The 17,367-nt window shown below is 63.1% G+C and carries 14 protein-coding genes; 8 read left to right on the top strand and 6 right to left on the bottom strand.

The window, feature by feature from the left end:
- Positions 1-112: 112 nt before the first annotated feature.
- Positions 113-382, bottom strand: a complete 270-nt coding sequence (locus JAB8_RS19740) for a hypothetical protein (RefSeq protein WP_070291097.1) — start codon at positions 380-382, stop codon at positions 113-115.
- Positions 383-524: 142 nt separating this feature from the next.
- Positions 525-1,007 carry a hypothetical protein gene (locus tag JAB8_RS19745; protein WP_070219311.1) on the bottom strand — a complete coding sequence of 161 codons (483 nt, stop codon included), beginning with the start codon at positions 1,005-1,007 and terminating at the stop codon, positions 525-527.
- A 310-nt stretch (positions 1,008-1,317) separates the two neighbouring features.
- Between JAB8_RS19745 and JAB8_RS19750 the strand changes: the two genes are divergently transcribed.
- Positions 1,318-2,253, top strand: coding sequence for a choice-of-anchor A family protein (locus JAB8_RS19750; RefSeq protein ID WP_070291200.1), 936 nt, complete (start codon positions 1,318-1,320; stop codon positions 2,251-2,253).
- A 13-nt stretch (positions 2,254-2,266) separates the two neighbouring features.
- Here JAB8_RS19750 and JAB8_RS19755 read toward each other — a convergent pair whose 3' ends face one another.
- Complete coding sequence (locus JAB8_RS19755; protein WP_070291098.1) at positions 2,267-2,965, bottom strand: TetR/AcrR family transcriptional regulator; 699 nt, start codon at positions 2,963-2,965, stop codon at positions 2,267-2,269.
- A 10-nt stretch (positions 2,966-2,975) separates the two neighbouring features.
- Positions 2,976-4,433, bottom strand: coding sequence for a PLP-dependent aminotransferase family protein (locus JAB8_RS19760; RefSeq protein WP_070291099.1), 1,458 nt, complete (start codon positions 4,431-4,433; stop codon positions 2,976-2,978).
- A 203-nt stretch (positions 4,434-4,636) separates the two neighbouring features.
- Here JAB8_RS19760 and JAB8_RS19765 point away from each other — a divergent pair, with 203 nt between their 5' ends.
- The 7 genes from JAB8_RS19765 (at position 4,637) to JAB8_RS19795 (ending at position 14,479) form a co-directional block, all read left to right on the top strand.
- A complete protein-coding gene (locus JAB8_RS19765) occupies positions 4,637-5,953 on the top strand; it encodes an aspartate aminotransferase family protein (RefSeq protein WP_070291100.1) in 1,317 nt (438 codons plus the stop codon).
- Between the two features lie 75 nt (positions 5,954-6,028).
- Positions 6,029-7,534, top strand: a complete 1,506-nt coding sequence (locus tag JAB8_RS19770; RefSeq protein ID WP_070219351.1) for a CoA-acylating methylmalonate-semialdehyde dehydrogenase — start codon at positions 6,029-6,031, stop codon at positions 7,532-7,534.
- Between the two features lie 44 nt (positions 7,535-7,578).
- On the top strand, positions 7,579-8,946 hold the full coding sequence (locus tag JAB8_RS19775) for an NAD(P)-dependent oxidoreductase (RefSeq protein WP_070291101.1): 1,368 nt from the start codon (positions 7,579-7,581) through the stop codon (positions 8,944-8,946).
- On the top strand, positions 8,946-10,226 hold the full coding sequence (gene preA / locus JAB8_RS19780) for an NAD-dependent dihydropyrimidine dehydrogenase subunit PreA (protein ID WP_070291102.1): 1,281 nt from the start codon (positions 8,946-8,948) through the stop codon (positions 10,224-10,226). The genes JAB8_RS19775 and preA overlap by 1 nt, the downstream gene beginning before the upstream one ends.
- A 109-nt stretch (positions 10,227-10,335) precedes the next feature.
- Positions 10,336-11,820 (top strand): NCS1 family nucleobase:cation symporter-1, encoded by a 1,485-nt coding sequence (locus JAB8_RS19785; RefSeq protein ID WP_070291103.1) that lies wholly within the window; start codon positions 10,336-10,338, stop codon positions 11,818-11,820.
- Between the two features lie 21 nt (positions 11,821-11,841).
- Positions 11,842-13,233: a dihydropyrimidinase gene (gene hydA, locus JAB8_RS19790; protein ID WP_070291104.1), complete on the top strand. Its 1,392-nt coding sequence runs from the start codon at positions 11,842-11,844 to the stop codon at positions 13,231-13,233.
- A gap of 10 nt (positions 13,234-13,243) precedes the next feature.
- Positions 13,244-14,479, top strand: coding sequence for a Zn-dependent hydrolase (locus JAB8_RS19795; RefSeq protein WP_070291105.1), 1,236 nt, complete (start codon positions 13,244-13,246; stop codon positions 14,477-14,479).
- Between the two features lie 9 nt (positions 14,480-14,488).
- Here the strand turns inward: JAB8_RS19795 and JAB8_RS19800 are convergent, their stop codons facing one another.
- Together JAB8_RS19800 and JAB8_RS19805 are read right to left on the bottom strand one after the other, a co-directional pair.
- Entirely contained in the window at positions 14,489-16,249 is a 1,761-nt protein-coding gene (locus JAB8_RS19800) for an allantoate amidohydrolase (RefSeq protein ID WP_070291106.1), read from the bottom strand.
- 73 nt (positions 16,250-16,322) lie between these two features.
- Complete coding sequence (locus tag JAB8_RS19805) at positions 16,323-17,261, bottom strand: LysR family transcriptional regulator (RefSeq protein ID WP_034754583.1); 939 nt, start codon at positions 17,259-17,261, stop codon at positions 16,323-16,325.
- Between the last annotated feature and the right edge of the window lie 106 nt (positions 17,262-17,367).

Consider the following 17,367-nt stretch of genomic DNA (forward strand, 5'->3'; position numbering starts at 1 on the left):
CGTAGCGTTCCGTATCAAATCCTTCCATTTGGATGGTTTTGATGCCCGTCAGTGCCGCGCCCATCCATAGTGCCATAGAACCATCATTGCACTCTTGCCACGACGCAAATTTTTATTGCGGCGAATGCTGCGAAGCCGACGCTTTCTGATCTGCGCCGGCATCGTCGTTGTTGCTTGCCCATCTCAGCAGCATGACGAGGGCAAACAGCATGATGGCCAGCGGCAAGATGGTGATCAGGAACGCCATGCCCAGGCAGCAGACCAGCAGCATGGGCCAGGACATGGCACGCAAGGCAGCCATCCCCTGGCGCGCGTAAGCGCACAGCTCGTTCCAGAAAGCGCTGAAGGAAGTGCTGCCCGGTGCCGAATTGATGTCTTTCATGCCGTTCTCCTGTCGTGTGTGTGCCGCTGCCGTATGCATGCTGGCAATGAAACCACTATAGGCAAATCCTTGCTGCCGGGTATGGCGTATGCGACGAATGGCAGGAATGGCGGACCGAACGGCGACAGGCAACGACAAACGGTTACTCGAAGACCTTCAGTTTCAGCTGGAAACTGAGCGCGCCATACAGGCGGTCCTTGTAAGACGGCACGATGGCGATATTCACGCCCACGCGCTGGTATTCATAGCTGATGGTGGGGACCAGGGCCGGGAACCAGCCGCCATCGCGCATCTTCGGATAGCCGCTGAAGCCGCCAACGACGGCGCCGATGCGCAGCGGGCCCACCTTGATCGGCTGGTAGTACACGCCCAGGTAATTCGAGTAGGCGCGATCGCTATTGTAGAAGCGGCCGGCCGTGACCGACGCGACCGTGGAGAAGCGGTATTCGGCGCCCAGGCCCGGATTGCTGTCGTTCAGGTTCTTGTCGCGCTGAAAGTGATACGAATAAAAGCCCGCGTTGAGCCAGGTTTCGCTGAGCGGCTGGTTGTCGATCATGTTAAACACATCGGCTTGCGCGCCGCAGGCATATGCCAGCATCAGTGCGCCTAGGGACAATCGTTTCATGCGTGCTTCATCCTTATGATTTCATACTTTGTGGGCTGGCCTGGTCTGGCGCTGCCGCGATCGTATCACCAAGTTGGCTGCGCTTCTAAGCAATATTGAAAGTGCAGAACAGACGGCTGTTTGCCCGTCTGTTTTCAGCGTCAGCCGGATGGCTGCGGCGTTCTCCGGGCAGCGCCAGGAGAATGATTCCCGCCGAGCAACTATGTTTTCATTATTGTTACAAAAGTTGTTGGTTTGCGACATATCAAAGCGAATGGATATGATATTCTGGCGTCAAGTTAATTTTCTTTTTGGAAATAAAATGTCAATCATGCCTAAATCATCATTCGTTCTCGTTTTGTCGACCGTGTTTGCCGCCGGCGCCGCGCAAGCCGGTGTTGTCGATTTGGGCATCGGTGGCGCCAATTTGTATTCCCTCAGTAACTTCAGCGCGTCCGGCAGCGATGTCGAAGGCGGCGTGCTGGTGGCCGGCAATCTGACGGCATCGAACTATTCGGTCAATGACAAGAACAAGGATGCCTACGTCACGCATGGCAACACCGGCTATGCGCTGGTCGTTGGCGGCAACCTGAACTACAGCTCCGGCTCGATCAAGAACGGCAATTACTATGTGGGCGGCAGCACGACGACGAGCAGCGTGGGCCTGAACACGGCTAGCAAGACCACGGTGTCGCCCGTGTCGTTCGCCACGACGTCGGCGCAGCTGAAAAACACCTCGACCTCGCTGGCCAACGTGGCAGCGACGGGCAGCAGCTCGGTGGCCTATGGCGGCATGACCCTGAAGGGCGGCACGGGCAATGTGCAAGTGTTCGACCTGACTTCCGCGGCGCTGGGCTCGGTGAACAACTTCAAGTTCAGCAATCTGCACACGAACGACACCCTGATCCTCAATATCAGCGGCACGAACGTGAACCTGTCCGGCGGCTACGGCGATTTCAGCAAATACAATGTGCTGTACAACTTCTATGAAGCGCAAACCATCACCTTGAACGGCGTGGGCCTGTACGGCAGCGTCCTGGCGCCGCTGGCGACCCTGGCCGGTGGCAATGGCCAGATCAACGGCAGCGTCGTGGTGGGGAACTGGGCCTCGAACATCCAGGTCAATGCGAACCATTATTTCAACGCTACCAACGTGTCCGGTTATGTGTCGGCCGTGCCGGAACCGGAAACCTATGCGATGCTGCTGGCAGGCCTGGGCATGATCGGCTTCATGGCGCGCCGCCGCAAGAACAAGACGGCTGCGTAAGCGTTCGCGCTGTTCAGAAAACCGCCTGTCGAGGCGGTTTTTTTTCGTCCGCTGGCGGCATGGCCACCGCCGCCAGCACCATGTGCGCGATCAGGATTTCGGCGTCCTCGTAATCCTTGCGCGTGAGCTGCTTGCGTTCCAGCACCAGGGCCATCTGCGCCGAAAAATCCGCATACGATTGGGTCATGGCCCAGATGGCGAACATCAGGTGCGTGGCGTTGACGGGCGCGATCCGGCCGGCGGCGATCCACGCTTCGAAGACGGCGATATCCTTGCGCAGCAGGGGCACGACCCGGTCGCGTATCTGCGCGCCGTACAGGGGCGCGCCATTGATCACTTCCAGCGCATACACGCGCGAGGCCCACGGCTGTTCGCGCGAAAAACGCAGCTTGGCGCCGATATACGCGCGCAGCACGTCGCGCGGCTCGTCGTCTTCATTGGCCAGCATGTCCATGCGCGCCAGCCAGTCGTCGAGCACGTCGTCGAGCACGCGCTGGTACAGCAGCTGCTTGGACGGGAAGTAATACATCAGGTTTTGCTTCGACAGGCCGGCCCGCTCGGCGATGGTGGCGATCGACGCGCCCTCATAGCCGCATTCGGCGAACGCGCGCACGGCTTGCTCCAGGATGTCCGCTTCCAGGCGGTCGCGGTTTTGCAAACGCCGGCCGCCGGCATTTTTCACGGGAAGGGCAGGGGATTTGTCGCTGGCCATGGCGGTTTCTTTAGCGTGGGCGTATCGATTGCAGGAAGGCCTGCAGCACGGGGGTATCGGTGTAGGCCACGTTGAAGCGGAACCACACCGTCTCGGGCGCGCGCAACATGAAAAATTCGTTCGGCGACAGCAGGATGCCCGCCTTCAAGGCCATGTCGGCGATGACCTTGCCATTCCATTCCGGCGTTTGCACGTCGGGCCAGCCGGCGCTGACGAACATGCCGCCGCGGGGCCGCGCCACGGGCGCCATGCCCGCCTGCGCCAGGCAGTCGATGCTGCGCTCGCGGGCCGCATCGAGCTGCGCCACGAGCCGTTCGACCATGCGCTTGTAGGGCCGCGCGGAGATGGCGTGGTAGACGGCGCGCTCGTTGATTTCCGACGTCGTCAGTCCCGCCAGCATTTTCACGCGCACCAGTTCGGCCACCAGCGGCGGCGAGGCGCAAATCGATCCCACGCGCAGCACGGGCGACAGAGTCTTGGAAAAACTGCCCACGCGGATCACGCGGCGCAAGCCGTCCATCGCCGCCAGCGACGCTTCGCCGCGCGCCGCCAGTTCGCGGTAGATATCGTCTTCCACCAGCCAGAAATCGAATTGCTCGGCCAGTGCCAGCAGGCGGTGCGCCTGCGCCTGGGTGAGCGATGTACCGAGCGGATTTTGCAGCACCGTGTTGACGAACGTCAGTTTCGGCTGCGTACGCGCGGCTTCAACGGCCAGCGCATCGAGATCGAGGCCCGCTTCGCCGCGGTGGACGCCCACGGGGATGCAGCCGTGGTGGCGTATCAGCGACTGCAGGTTGCTGTAGCCGGGGTCTTCCACCAGCACCGTGTCGCCCGGCTTGGTCAGGCTGCGCAGGATCAAGTCAAAAGCATGCGTGGCGCCGTGCGTCAGCAGGACCTGGTCCGGCTCGACCTGGAACAGCTCTTCCGACAGGCTGCTTGCCAGGTGCTGGCGCAGCGAGGGAAAGCCGAGAGGGTGGCCATAGCCGCGCAGGCGGCTGGCGGGAATGCGCATGGCCTGGCGCACGGCGTCGAGCACGGTCGCTTCGCCATACATCTCGGGCGGCAGCCAGCCCGCCCCCACGGGGAGGGCGTCGGACACGCCCGAATACAGGTCCGGCGTGAGGGCGTCGATGGCCGTGGGGCTGGCGTGCACAGCCAATTGCGGCGAGGCGGCGATATCGTGGCGCGCGACGAAATAGCCGGAACCGCGCCGCGACGACAGCAAACCGAGGTTGACCAGGCGGTCATACGATTCGACGACGGTAAACGTCGACACGCCATTGCAGCGGGCGAACTGGCGCACGGACGGCATGCGCGTGCCGATGCGCAGGGCGCGGCTGCCCACCATGACGCTGATGGCGATGACGATCTGCTCGACCAGGCCGCCCTTTTTCTGGCGGTCGATGTCGAGCACGGGCCAGCCGCTGGCTTGCTCGGGAGCATCGTCTGTGCTGTCGCTGTGCTTCACGGTGGCTCCTTATGCTGCCTTGCACAAAAAAACTGTAGTGGTTTTTCGACCTGTACGGTTGGGATACTTTGCCGTTTGTGTATCTGTGCCATTGGGGATGGCCTGTCTATTATTACATCAGCTTTTTGCCAACTGGTAAATTATTTTACGCTTCGTCAAAAACGATCCTGGCCCCCGCGCCAGCCCATTCCAAGGAGAAGGTCATGAACGAAACAAGGCCGGAATCGATGTCGGCATTCTGGATGCCGTTTACGAACAACCGCGATTTCAAGGCCAACCCGCGCCTGCTGGTATCGGCCGAAGGCATGTATTACAAGGATGTCGATGGCAACGCCATCCTCGATGGCACGGCGGGCCTGTGGTGCGTGCCGTGCGGCCATGCGCAGCCGAAAATCGTCGGCGCCATCCGCGAGATGGTGGGCCAGCTCGACTTCGCCCCCACCTTCCAGATGGGCCATCCGGCCGCCTTCGACCTGGCGGAAAAACTGATGGACTACACGGGCCACAAGTTCGGCCACGTGTTCTATACGAACTCCGGCTCCGAAGCCGTCGACACGGCGTTGAAGATCGCGCTGGCCTACCACCGGGCGCGCGGCGAGGGCGCGCGCACGCGCCTGATCGGCCGCGAACGCGGTTACCACGGCGTCGGTTTCGGCGGCATTTCCGTGGGCGGCATCGGCGGCAACCGCAAGACCTTCGGCCCCCTGCTACCGGGTGTTGACCACCTGCCGCACACGCACAACCTGGATAAGAACGCCTACACGGTGGGCGAACCCGAATACGGCACCCACCTGGCCGACGAGCTGGAACGCATTATCGCCCTGCACGACGCCTCGACGATCGCCGCCGTCATCGTCGAACCGGTGGCCGGTTCCACGGGCGTGCTGATCCCGCCGAAAGGCTATCTGAAACGCTTGCGCGAACTGTGCACCAAGCACGGCATCCTGTTGATTTTCGATGAAGTGATCACGGGTTTCGGCCGCATGACGACGCCTTTCGCCGCCGACTATTTCGACGTCGAGCCGGACCTGATGACGACGGCGAAGGGCCTGACCAACGGCATGGTGCCGATGGGGGCAGTGTTCAGCAAAAAGTATATCCACGATGCCTTCATGGATGCGCCGCCCGGCATCGAACTGTTCCACGGCTATACGTATTCCGGCCACCCGCTGGCCTGCGCCGCCTCGCTGGCCACCTTGCAGGTGTTCGAGGAGCAGGACATCCTGGGCCACGCGAAAGCGATGCAGGCGTACTGGAGCGACGCCGTGCATTCCTTGAAAGGCTTGCCGCACGTGATCGACCTGCGCAGCATCGGCCTGATCGCCGGCATCGAACTCGATCCCATCGCCGGCAAGCCGGGCACGCGCGCCTTCAGCGCCTTCAAGCAAGCCTTCGCCGACGGTGTGCTGATACGCACGACGGGCGACATCATCGCGCTGTCGCCGCCGCTGGTGCTGGAAAAACAGCATGTCGACGAGCTGTTCGGCAAGCTGGCCAAGGTGCTGAAGAACCTTGATTAAGCCCCGGGGTCAGACCCGCCGGGTCTGACCCCAGAATTTGCCCTTGGGGTAAAGAGAGGAAATAACGTGAACCAAATTAACACACAGCTCGACACCATCACCCACTACATCAACGGCGCCAAAATCGACACCCAAAGCGGCCGCTACGGCGACGTCTACAACCCGGCCCTGGGCGAGCCTGTGGCGCGCGTGGCGCTGGGCACCGTGGAAGACGTGGACGCGGCCGTGCAGGCGGCGGCGGCCGCCTTTCCCTCGTGGTCGGCCACGCCGCCGCTGACGCGCGCCAGGGTCCTGTTCCGCTACCTGCAGCTGTGCCAGCAGCACACGGACGAATTTGCCGCCATGCTCACGCGCGAGCATGGCAAGACCTTTGCCGATGCGCAGGGCGAGGTGGCGCGCGGCATCGAGATGGTGGAATTTGCCGTCGGCATACCGCAATTGCTGAAGGGGGAATTCACGGACCAGATTTCGCGCGGCATCGACGCCTGGTCCATGCGCCAGGCGCTGGGCGTGGTGGCCGGCATCACGCCATTCAATTTTCCCGTGATGGTGCCGATGTGGATGTTCCCCGTCGCCATCGCTTGCGGCAATACCTTCGTCTTGAAACCATCCGAGCGCGATCCGTCCGCGTCGCTGCTGCACGCGAAACTGTTGAAAGAAGCGGGCTTGCCCGACGGTGTCTTCAACGTGGTACAGGGCGACAAGGTGACGGTCGACGCCTTGCTCGACCACCCCGTGGTGCAGGCGATCAGCTTTGTCGGCTCGACGCCGATCGCCGAATACATCTATGCGCGCGGCAGCGCCAGCGGCAAGCGTGTGCAAGCCTTGGGCGGCGCGAAAAACCACATGGTGGTGATGCCCGACGCGGACATGGAGATGACGGTCGACGCGCTGATCGGCGCGGCTTACGGATCTGCGGGCGAGCGCTGCATGGCCATCTCCGTCGTCGTGGCCGTGGGCGACGCGGGCGACAAGTTGATCGATGCACTGGCAACGCGCACGGCCGCACTGAAAGTGCGCGACGGTATGGAAGATGGTGCGGAAATGGGCCCGGTCGTGTCGCTGGCGGCCAAGCAGCGTATCGAAAAACTGATCGCCTCGGGCGTGGAGCAGGGCGCGACTTTGGTGGTCGATGGACGCAACCATGTGGTGCCTGGCCGCGAGAACGGTTTCTTTGTCGGCGGCACCTTGTTCGATCACGTCACGCGTGACATGAATATCTACAAGGAAGAGATTTTCGGCCCCGTGCTGTGCGTGCTGCGCTGTCCAGACGTGGTGCACGCGGTGGAGCTGATCAACGCCAACGAGTATGGCAACGGCGTGGCCATCTACACGCGCGATGGCGGCGTGGCGCGCGAATTCGTGCGCCAGATCCAGGTCGGCATGGTGGGCGTCAACATCCCCTTGCCCGTGCCGATGGCCTTCAACAGTTTTGGCGGCTGGAAGCGCAGCATGTTCGGCGACCACCACGCGTATGGCCCCGAAGGCGTGCGTTTCTACACGCGCCACAAGGCCGTGATGCAGCGCTGGCCGAACACGGCAAGCGCTGGTGTGGAATTTGCTTTTCCCCAGATGAAGTAAGGGTTTTAAATCAAACATCGGCCGCACAAAAAAAGGAAACCGCGATGATCGAGTCCTTGAGTTATTTACCGCATCCCGCCCTGCCCAACGAGGAATTGGCGGGCCACTTCACGGACCTGGCACCGCCCCTGACGGCGCGCCAGGCCGCCATCGAAAGCGCCCGCTGCCTGTATTGCTACGACGCGCCGTGCAGCCGTATCTGTCCGTCGGAAATCGACGTGGCCAGCTTCATCCGCAACATCCACGACAAGAACATCAACGGCGCCGCCGCCGGCATCCTGAAGCAGAACATCCTGGGCGGCAGTTGCGCGCGCGTCTGCCCGACGGAGATTCTGTGCGAAGACGTCTGCGTGCGCAACCACGACGCCGAAGGCCAGCCGGTCAAGATTGGCCTCTTGCAGCGCTATGCCGTCGACCACATGCATTTTACGGCGCACCCTTTCAAACGGGCGGCAAGCACGGGCAAGACCATCGCCATCGTCGGCGCGGGACCGGCGGGACTGTCGTGCGCGCACCGCCTGGCCATGCTGGGCCACGACGTGGTGATCTTTGAAAAAGAGGGCAAGGCGGGCGGCCTGAATGAATACGGCATCGCCAAGTACAAGCTGACGGACGATTTCGCGCAAAAGGAAATCGACTTCCTGCTCGATATCGGCGGCATCGCCATCCGATGTCGCCAGGCGCTGGGTGAAAACGTGCAGCTGCGCGACTTGCATGCGCAGTACGACGCTGTCTTCCTCGGCCTGGGCCTGGGCGCCAGCCGAAAACTGGGCTTGACGGGCGAGGACGCACCGGGCTTGCTGGCCGCCGTCGATTACATCGCCGCGCTGCGCCAGGCGGACGACCTGGCCGCGCTGCCCGTGCCGAAACGGGCGATCGTGATTGGCGCCGGCAATACGGCCATCGATATGGCCGTGCAGATTCAGCGTCTGGGCGCCGAGGAAGTCACCCTGGTCTACCGGCGCGGTTTCGACGCCATGACGGCCACCCACCATGAACAGGAGATCGCCAAGGCGAACCAGGTGCGCATGCTGACGTGGGCCCAGCCGCAGCTGGTGCTGCTCGATAGCGGGGGCAAGGTGGCCGGCATGCGTTTCGAAAAAACCGCCATGCAGGGCACGCGACTGGCGGGCACGGGCGAAACGTTCGACGTGGCGGCCGACGCCATCTTCAAGGCCATCGGCCAGAGCCTTGATACGCAGGTGCTGCATGACCCGATGGCATCCTTGCTGCAGCGTGAAGGCGACAAGATCGCCGTCGACGCGGGTTTCCGCACGGTGCTGCCGGGGATCTACGCGGGCGGCGACTGCGTGGCGCCGGGACAGGACTTGACGGTGCAAGCCGTCCAGCATGGCAAGCTGGCCGCACTGGCCATCCATTCCGATTTGTTGAATAAAGTGGAGGCTGCATAATGGCTGATCTCAGCATCGAATTTTGCGGCATCAAGGCGCCGAATCCCTTCTGGCTGGCGTCCGCACCGCCGACCGACAAGGCCTACAACGTGGTGCGCGCCTTCGAAGCGGGGTGGGGCGGCGTCGTGTGGAAGACGCTCGGTGAAGACCCGGCCGCAGTCAACGTCTCGTCGCGCTATTCCGCCCTGTACGGCAAGAACCGCGAAGTGGTGGGCTTCAATAATATCGAGCTGATTACCGACCGCTCTCTGGAGATCAACCTGCGCGAAATCACGCAGGTAAAAAAAGACTGGCCCGACCGCGCCATGATCGTCTCCCTGATGCTGCCTTGCGAAGAGCACTACTGGGCCGACATCCTTCCCAAGGTCGAGGCGACGGGGGCGGACGGCATCGAGCTCAATTTCGGCTGCCCGCACGGCATGCCGGAGCGCGGCATGGGCGCGGCCGTGGGCCAGGTGCCCGAGTATGTGCAGATGGTGACCGCCTGGTGCAAGAAACACAGCCGACTGCCCGTCATCGTCAAGCTCACGCCCAACATCACGGACGTGCGCATGCCGGCGCGCGCGGCCAAGGCAGGCGGCGCGGACGCCGTCTCGCTGATCAACACCATCAATTCCATCACCTCGCTGGACCTGGACCGCATGGTGGCCTTGCCGATTGTCGGTGGCGCCAGCACGCACGGCGGCTATTGCGGCGCGGCCGTGAAACCCATCGCCCTGAACATGGTAGCGGAAATCGCGCGCGATCCGCAGACGCGCGGCTTGCCCATTTCCGGCATCGGCGGCATCGGCAACTGGCGCGACGCGGCCGAATTCCTCGCCCTGGGCGCCGGCTGCGTGCAGGTGTGCACGGCGGCCATGCTGCATGGTTTTCGCATCGTCGACGAGATGAAGGATGGCCTGTCGCGCTGGATGGACGAGAAGGGCTATGCACGCATCAGCGATTTTTCCGGCAAGGCCGTGGCCAACACGACGGACTGGAAATACCTGGACATGAATTACCAGGTGATCGCGCAGATCAACCAGGACGACTGCATCAAATGCGGCAAGTGCTACGTGGCTTGCGAAGACACCTCGCACCAGTCGATTGCGCAGTTGATCGACGCCGCCGGCACGCGCACGTATGAGGTGATCAAGGAGGAATGCGTGGGCTGCAACCTGTGCGAAATCACCTGTCCGGTGCAGGGCTGCATCACGATGGTGCCGCAGGCCACGGGCAAGCCTTACATGAACTGGACGCAGGATCCGCGCAACCCTCGGGCATTGGCGGAATCGGTATAGGGCACGTTTTTTGCGTACGCATATTTTATAAACAGTTGCCCAACTTTGCAGTAAGCTAGGCCGCAGCCGTTTTTAAAACGCCCAACCTCCCAACCGATGGAGCATACCTGTGAACCACGACTATTCAGGCAACACGCAACTCTGGAATGAAGACCTGGCGCCCACCACGGCGGCGCAGCGCACCTGGCGCTGGTATCACTTCGCCGCGCTGTGGGTGGGCATGGTGATGTGCATTCCCGCCTACACCCTGTCGGCCAGCCTGATCGACAGCGGCATGTCCGGTTACCAGGCCGTGCTCACGGTATTTCTCGCCAACGCCATCGTGCTCTTGCCCATGCTGCTGATCGGCCATGCGGGCACCAAGTACGGCATCCCGTATGCCGTGCTGGCGCGCGCCTCGTTCGGCACCATGGGCGCGCGCCTGCCGGCATTGATGCGCGCCATCGTCGCCTGCGGCTGGTACGGCATCCAGACCTGGTTCGGCGGGCAGATGATCTACACGCTGATGGGCGTGCTGATGGGGCATGAGCTGGGCGGCGAGAAGATCGCTGGCCTGGGCATCAACGGCAGCCAGCTGCTGTGCTTCCTGGCCTTCTGGGCCATCCAGTTCTATTACATCCTGCATGGCATGGAATCGATCCGCAAGCTCGAAACCTACACGGCGCCCTTGAAAATCCTGATCTGCTTCGTGCTGCTGTACTGGGTGCACAGCAAGGCCGGCGGCGTGGCCAACCTGCTGGACCAGCCATCGCAATTCATCCCCGGCGGCAAAAAGGCGGGCCAGTTCTGGAGCGTCTTCTGGCCGTCGCTCACCGCCATGGTGGGCTTCTGGGCCACTTTGGCATTGAACATTCCCGACTTCACGCGCTTTGCCAAGACGCAGCGCGACCAGATCGTGGGCCAGTCGGTCGGCTTGCCCGTGCCCATGGGTTTGCTGGCCATGCTGGCCGTGATCGTCACTGCCGGTTCGGTCGTCATGTACGGCAAGGCCATCTGGGACCCCGTCGACCTGGCCAGCCGCATGACGGGCGCCGCCGTGCTGATCGCCCTGATCATCCTCCTGATCGACACGGTCAGCGTCAACCTGGCGGCCAACCTGGTGGGGCCTGCGTACGACTTTTCCTCGCTGGCGCCGAAGCAGATTTCATACAAGATGGGCGGCTACATCACGGCCTTCATCGCCATCGTCATGATGCCGTGGAAGGTGCTCGAGTCGACACAGGGCTATATCTTCACTTGGCTGATCGGCTACTCGGCCCTGCTGGGCCCCATCGCCGGCATCCTCATCGTCGACTATTACTTTGTGCGCAAGACGCAGCTAGACGTCAGGCAGTTGTACCGCGACGACGGCGTCTACTCGTATGGCAATGGCTGGAACATGGCGGCGCTGATCGCCTTTGTCATCGCCGTGCTGCCGAATATCCCGGGCTTTTTGAACGCGGCCTTTCCTGCGGCGTTTCCCGGCGTGGGCGAAGGCTTCAAAACCATCTATACCTACGCCTGGTTCGTGGGCGTGGCCATCGCCGCAGTCGTCTACGGCGTCATGATGAAGGGCAAGGTAGCTGCGCTCGTACAGCAGGCGCCCCAGTCCTGATCTTTTCGAGAAGGAGACAAGATGACTACACTGATACGTGGCGGTACCGTCGTCAACGCCGACCGCGCGTTTCGCGCCGATGTGCTGATCGAGGGCGACACGATTGCCGCCGTCGGCGAGAACCTGGCGCTGCCGGCCGGCGCCACCGTGATCGACGCGGGCGGCCTGTACGTGATGCCGGGCGGGATAGACACGCACACGCACATGAATTTGCCCTTCATGGGCACCGTGACGGCCGACGATTTTTTCACGGGCACGGCGGCGGGACTGGCGGGCGGCACCACCACCATCATGGACTTCGTCATCCCCGCGCCGAAGCAGTCGCTGATCGAGGCCTATCACCAGTGGCGCGAGTGGTCGGCCAAGGCGGCTGGCGACTACACCTTCCACGTGGCGATCACCTGGTGGAACGAACAGGTACATGAAGAGATGGGAGTGCTGGTGCGCGAGCACGGCGTGAACAGCTTCAAGCATTTCATGGCCTATAAAAACGCCATCATGGCCGACGATGAAACCCTTGTGAAAAGCTTTACCCGCTCGCTGGAACTGGGGGCGCTGCCCACCGTCCATGCGGAAAACGGCGAACTGGTTTTCCAGTTGCAGCAAGCCCTGCTCAAAAAAGGCATCACCGGGCCGCAGGCGCACCCGCTGTCGCGCCCTCCCGCCGTGGAAGCGGAGGCGGCCAACCGCGCTATCGCGATCGCCAACGTTTTGAATACCCCCGTGTACATCGTGCACGTCTCGTGCGCGGAGTCGCTCGACGCCATCACGCGCGCGCGCGCCAATGGCCAGCGCGTATATGGCGAAGCGCTGGCGGGCCACCTGGTGATCGACGACAGCGTCTACCAGAGCGACGATTTCGACTACGTGGCGGGCCACGTCATGAGCCCGCCGTTCCGCGGCAAGCACCATCAATCGGCCCTGTGGCACGGCCTGCAAAGCGGCAACCTGCACACGACGGCCACCGATCACTGCACCTTTTGCGCCGAGCAGAAGGCGGCCGGCAAGAACGACTTTACGCGCATCCCGAACGGCTGCGGCGGCGTCGAGGAACGCATGGCCGTGGTGTGGGATGCTGGCGTCAATTCGGGCATGCTCACCCCCTCAGAATTCGTCAAGGTGTCGTCCACCAATGCGGCGCAGATCTTCAATATGTATCCACGCAAGGGCGTCATCGCCGCAGGCAGCGATGCCGACATCGTGCTGTGGGACCCGCAAGGCACGCGCACCATTTCCGCCGCCACCCAGTTCGCCAAGGGAGGCTTCAATGTCTTCGAAGGTCGTACCGTGCGCGGCATCCCCAGCACCACGATTGCCGCCGGCAAGGTGGTGTTCCACCAGGGCGAACTGACGGCCGTCGAAGGGGCGGGGCGCTATATCGAACGCCCCGCCTTTTCCGCCACCACCGCATAAGGAGTTGACGATGGATGCATTGCGTATCAATGGCGAGCGCCTGTGGGCAGCCCTGATGGAACTGGCGCGTATCGGCGCGACAGCGAAGGGCGGCGTCAAGCGCCTGGCCCTGACGGACCTCGACAAGGAAGGCCGCGACCTGGTGGTGGGCTGGGGCCGCGAGGCGGGCATGAGCATCACGATCGACCAGATCGGCAATGTCTTCATGCGACGCGACGGCACCGACAATACCTTGCCGCCCGTGATGACGGGCAGCCATATCGACACGCAGCCCACGGGCGGCAAGTTCGATGGCAATTACGGCGTGCTGGCGGGCCTGGAAGTGGTGCGCACACTGAACGATCTGAAGATCAAGACGCAGGCACCGATCGAAGTGGCCTTCTGGACCAACGAGGAAGGCTCGCGCTTCGTGCCCGTGATGATGGGCTCGGGCGTATTTTGCGGCGCCTTTTCGCTGGAGACCGCGTATGCGGCCAGGGACACGGAAGGCAAGACCGTGGGCGAGGAGCTGGCGCGCATCGGATACAAAGGTGAGCAGGTGCCGGGCGACCATCCGATCGGCGCCTATTTTGAGACGCATATCGAACAGGGCCCCGTGCTGGAAGACGCCGATAAAGTCATCGGCGTGGTGCCTGCCGTGATGGGCCTGTCCTGGTACGACTGCGTGGTGACGGGCATGGAAGCGCATGCGGGCCCCACGCCCATGGGCTTGCGCAAGGATGCGCTGCAGGTGGCCACCACCATCATGCAGGAAGTGGTGGCCATCGCCAACCGCTACCCGCCGTACGGGCGCGGCACGGTGGGCATGGTGCAGGTCTTCCCGAATAGCCGCAACGTGATTCCCGGCGAAGTCAAATTCAGCATCGACCTGCGCAACGTGAACGACGAGCTGCTCAACACCATGCATGGCGAGATCACTGCCTTCATCGATGCCATGCGCGAAAAAACAGGCTTGGGCATTTCACTGGAAAGGGTGTCCTACTACCCGCCATGCCCGTTCCACCCCGACTGTGTGGGCGCCGTGCGCAACGCCACGGCCAAACTCGGCTACTCGGTGATGGATGTGGTGTCCGGTGCCGGCCACGATGCCATCTACGCGGCCAGGCTGGCGCCGGCCGGCATGATCTTCGTGCCATGCAAGGACGGCATCAGCCACAATGAAATCGAAGACGCCAAGCCCGAGCACCTGGAAGCGGGCTGCAATGTGCTGCTGCACGCGATGCTGGAGCGGGCCGTGGCCGTGTAGCCACGACCGCTATCCCTGCGGCTTGGGCTGGAAGTTGCGCAAAAACGCCAGCAGCGCGCGCGCCGCGATGTCGGCGTCGTCGGCCGTCATGGTTTCCAGCGGGTTGTGGCTGATGCCGCCATTGCCGCAGCGGGTAAACAGCATGGCCACGTCGGTGATGGCGGCCATGGCCATGGCGTCGTGGCCGGCGCCCGACAGCAGCGCATACGGTGCGATGCCGACGGATTCCACGGCCTGCGCCAGCTGCGCCATCAGCCACGGCGCGCACGGCGCCGCGCGCGCCGACAGCAGCAGTTCCAGCTGGTAGTCGATCTGGCGCCGCGCGCAGATGGCGGCGATGCCATCCAGAATGTCGTCGACGGCAGCCTGGCGCACGGCATCAACGGCCGCGCGGATATCGAGCGACAGGATGCAGGCGCCGGCGATCACGTTGACGGAGCCGTTGGGCACCTGCAGCTGGCCCACAGTGCCCACCAGCGCTTCGCGCTGGCTGCAGCGCCGTTCCACCAGCAGGATGATTTCCGCGGCCGCGCTGGCCGCATCCTTGCGCATGGTCATGGGCGTGGTGCCCGCATGGCTGGCCACGCCCCCAAGACTGACCAGGTAGCGCGAGCTGCCGGCGATCGCCGTGACGATACCCAGCGGCAGGTCGCGCTCAAGCAGCACGGGGCCCTGCTCGATGTGCACTTCCACATAGCCGAGCAAGTCTTCGGGAGCGCGCGCGATGGCGCCGATGGCGCTCGCCTCGTGGCCGGCGGCGGCCAGCGCGTCGCGCATGCTCACGCCGTCCGCATCCAGCTGCTCCAGCAGCGACACGTCGAATTTGCCCGTCACGGCCGTGCTGCCCAAAAACGTGCTCTTGAAGCGCACGCCTTCCTCTTCGGCGAAACCGACGACCTCGAAATGAAACGGCAGCTTTTCGCCCCGTTCGTGCAGGTGGCGCACGACGGCGATCGGCAGCACGATACCCAGGCGGCCATCGTACTTGCCGCCGTTGCGCACGGTGTCGTAGTGCGATCCCGTCATCAGGGTCTTCGCGCCCGGTGCGTCGGACAGATAGCGGCCGACGACATTGCCGACGGCGTCGATGTGCACCTGCATGCCCGCGTCCCGCATCCAGTCGGCCAGCTGCGCGGCCGTTTTGCGGTGCGCCGGCGTCAGATAGGCGCAGGTCAGGTTGTAATCGCTGTCGCTCCAGCCGGCCAGCGTTTCCGCCTGCTGCATGATGGCGGGGCCGAAGTCCAGGCGCACGTCGAACAGGTCGTTCAGGCGCAGTTCGGCGATGCGCTTGATCTGCCGCAGCGATTCGGCCAGTTCATCGGCGCGCCGGTTTTTCAGGCGGCGCGCAAACGTGGCGATGATGTCCTGGCGCGTCAGGCCCTCGCCCGTCGGACCCTTGACGGCCAGGATGAAGGGAAAGCCGAACTTGGCGTTGTATTCGCTGTTGAGGCGCTGCAGGGTGGCGAATTCATCAGGGCTGCACAGGTTCAGGCCCGACTTGGCCTGTTCGCGCGTCGATTCCGCCGTCAGCTGCCCGGCGATGGCGGCCTTGCCGGCCAGTTCCGGGTGGGCGCGTATCAGTCCCAGCTGCTCTTCGGGCGAGGCTTGCGCCAGCACGCGCTGCAGCTCCGTCTTGAGGGCCGTCAGGCTGGCAAACGGCCGGGCGGCAGCCGCGCGCTGGGCGATCCAGGGCGAGTGTTCGTAGATGCCATGCAGGTGCGCGATAAAATCGGCCTGGCTGCCGGCGTTCAGGTCTGAAAGGGTGGTCATGGTTTTCCGATCATTCAAGCGGTGATGATAGCGCCCCGTTCCTGCCTCCATTATATGCGCGCGCTGATAGCGGCTATCGCTGCACCAGCGCCTTGGCCGCTGCGCTGACCTGGTCGCGCAGCCATTTGTGTTCGGGCGCCTGGTGCACGCGCTGGTGCCACAGCTGGTAAAAGCGCATCGGCGGGAATTTCAAGGGCACGGTGTACGTTTTCAGCGGCAGGGTCTTTTCATAGAAGCGCATGAATTGCCGGCCCGTGGTGAGCACCAGGTCCGTCTGCGTCAGCATGTAGGGGATCAGGCCGAAATACGCCGACTCCACCACCACGTTGCGCTGCAGGTTTTGCCGTTCGAGGAAGGAATCGATCACGCCGTGGTAGCCGGGCATCATCTGCGACGGCGCCACGTGGGGCAGGCTCAGGTAGTCGTCGAGCGTCATGGCGTCGCTGGCGGTACGGCGCGCATAGGCGTTTTCCGCATGCATGGCGCAGATGATGGGGTCTTCGAACAGCTTCGAGATGTGCAGGTGCGCGGGCGGTTCGTCCCAGTTGGCGATGACCAGGTCCAGGCCCCCGTCGGACAGCTGGCGGATATGGTCGATGCCCGGCCCCAGGCTGTGCAGCACGACGCGGCTTTTCGGCGAGCCGCGGCGCAGCAGGGCCACCACGTTGGGCAGGAACTGGCTGTCCAGGTAGTCGGGCGCGGCGATATGGAAGGTGCGCGCCTCTTCCTGCGCCACGAACGGCGTCTTCTTGACGAACAGGCTTTCCGTCTGGTCGAGGATGCGCTTGGCCGGATTGAGCAGGCTTTCGCCATGCTGGGTCGGCACCATGCCGCGCGCGCCGCGCACGAGCAGCGGGTCGCCCGTCAGTTCGCGCAGCTTGCGCAAGGAGGCGGAAATCGAAGGCTGCGGCTGATTGAGCTTGAGCGCCACGCGCGAGACATTCTTTTCCACCAGCAGCAGGTAGAGGATGCGGATCAGGTGCAGGTCGAGGTGTTGCGGCAGGCTGGACATGTGACGGCGGCTCTGTTGTATATCGATTTGAATATGTCAAATATACGATATTTTTCATGTGATGGGCGGTAAATCCGTTTATCTTGTGTAGATTGGCACGAATATG

Source organism: Janthinobacterium sp. HH106 (genome assembly GCF_001758725.1).
In the GTDB taxonomy this organism is placed as follows: domain Bacteria; phylum Pseudomonadota; class Gammaproteobacteria; order Burkholderiales; family Burkholderiaceae_D; genus Janthinobacterium.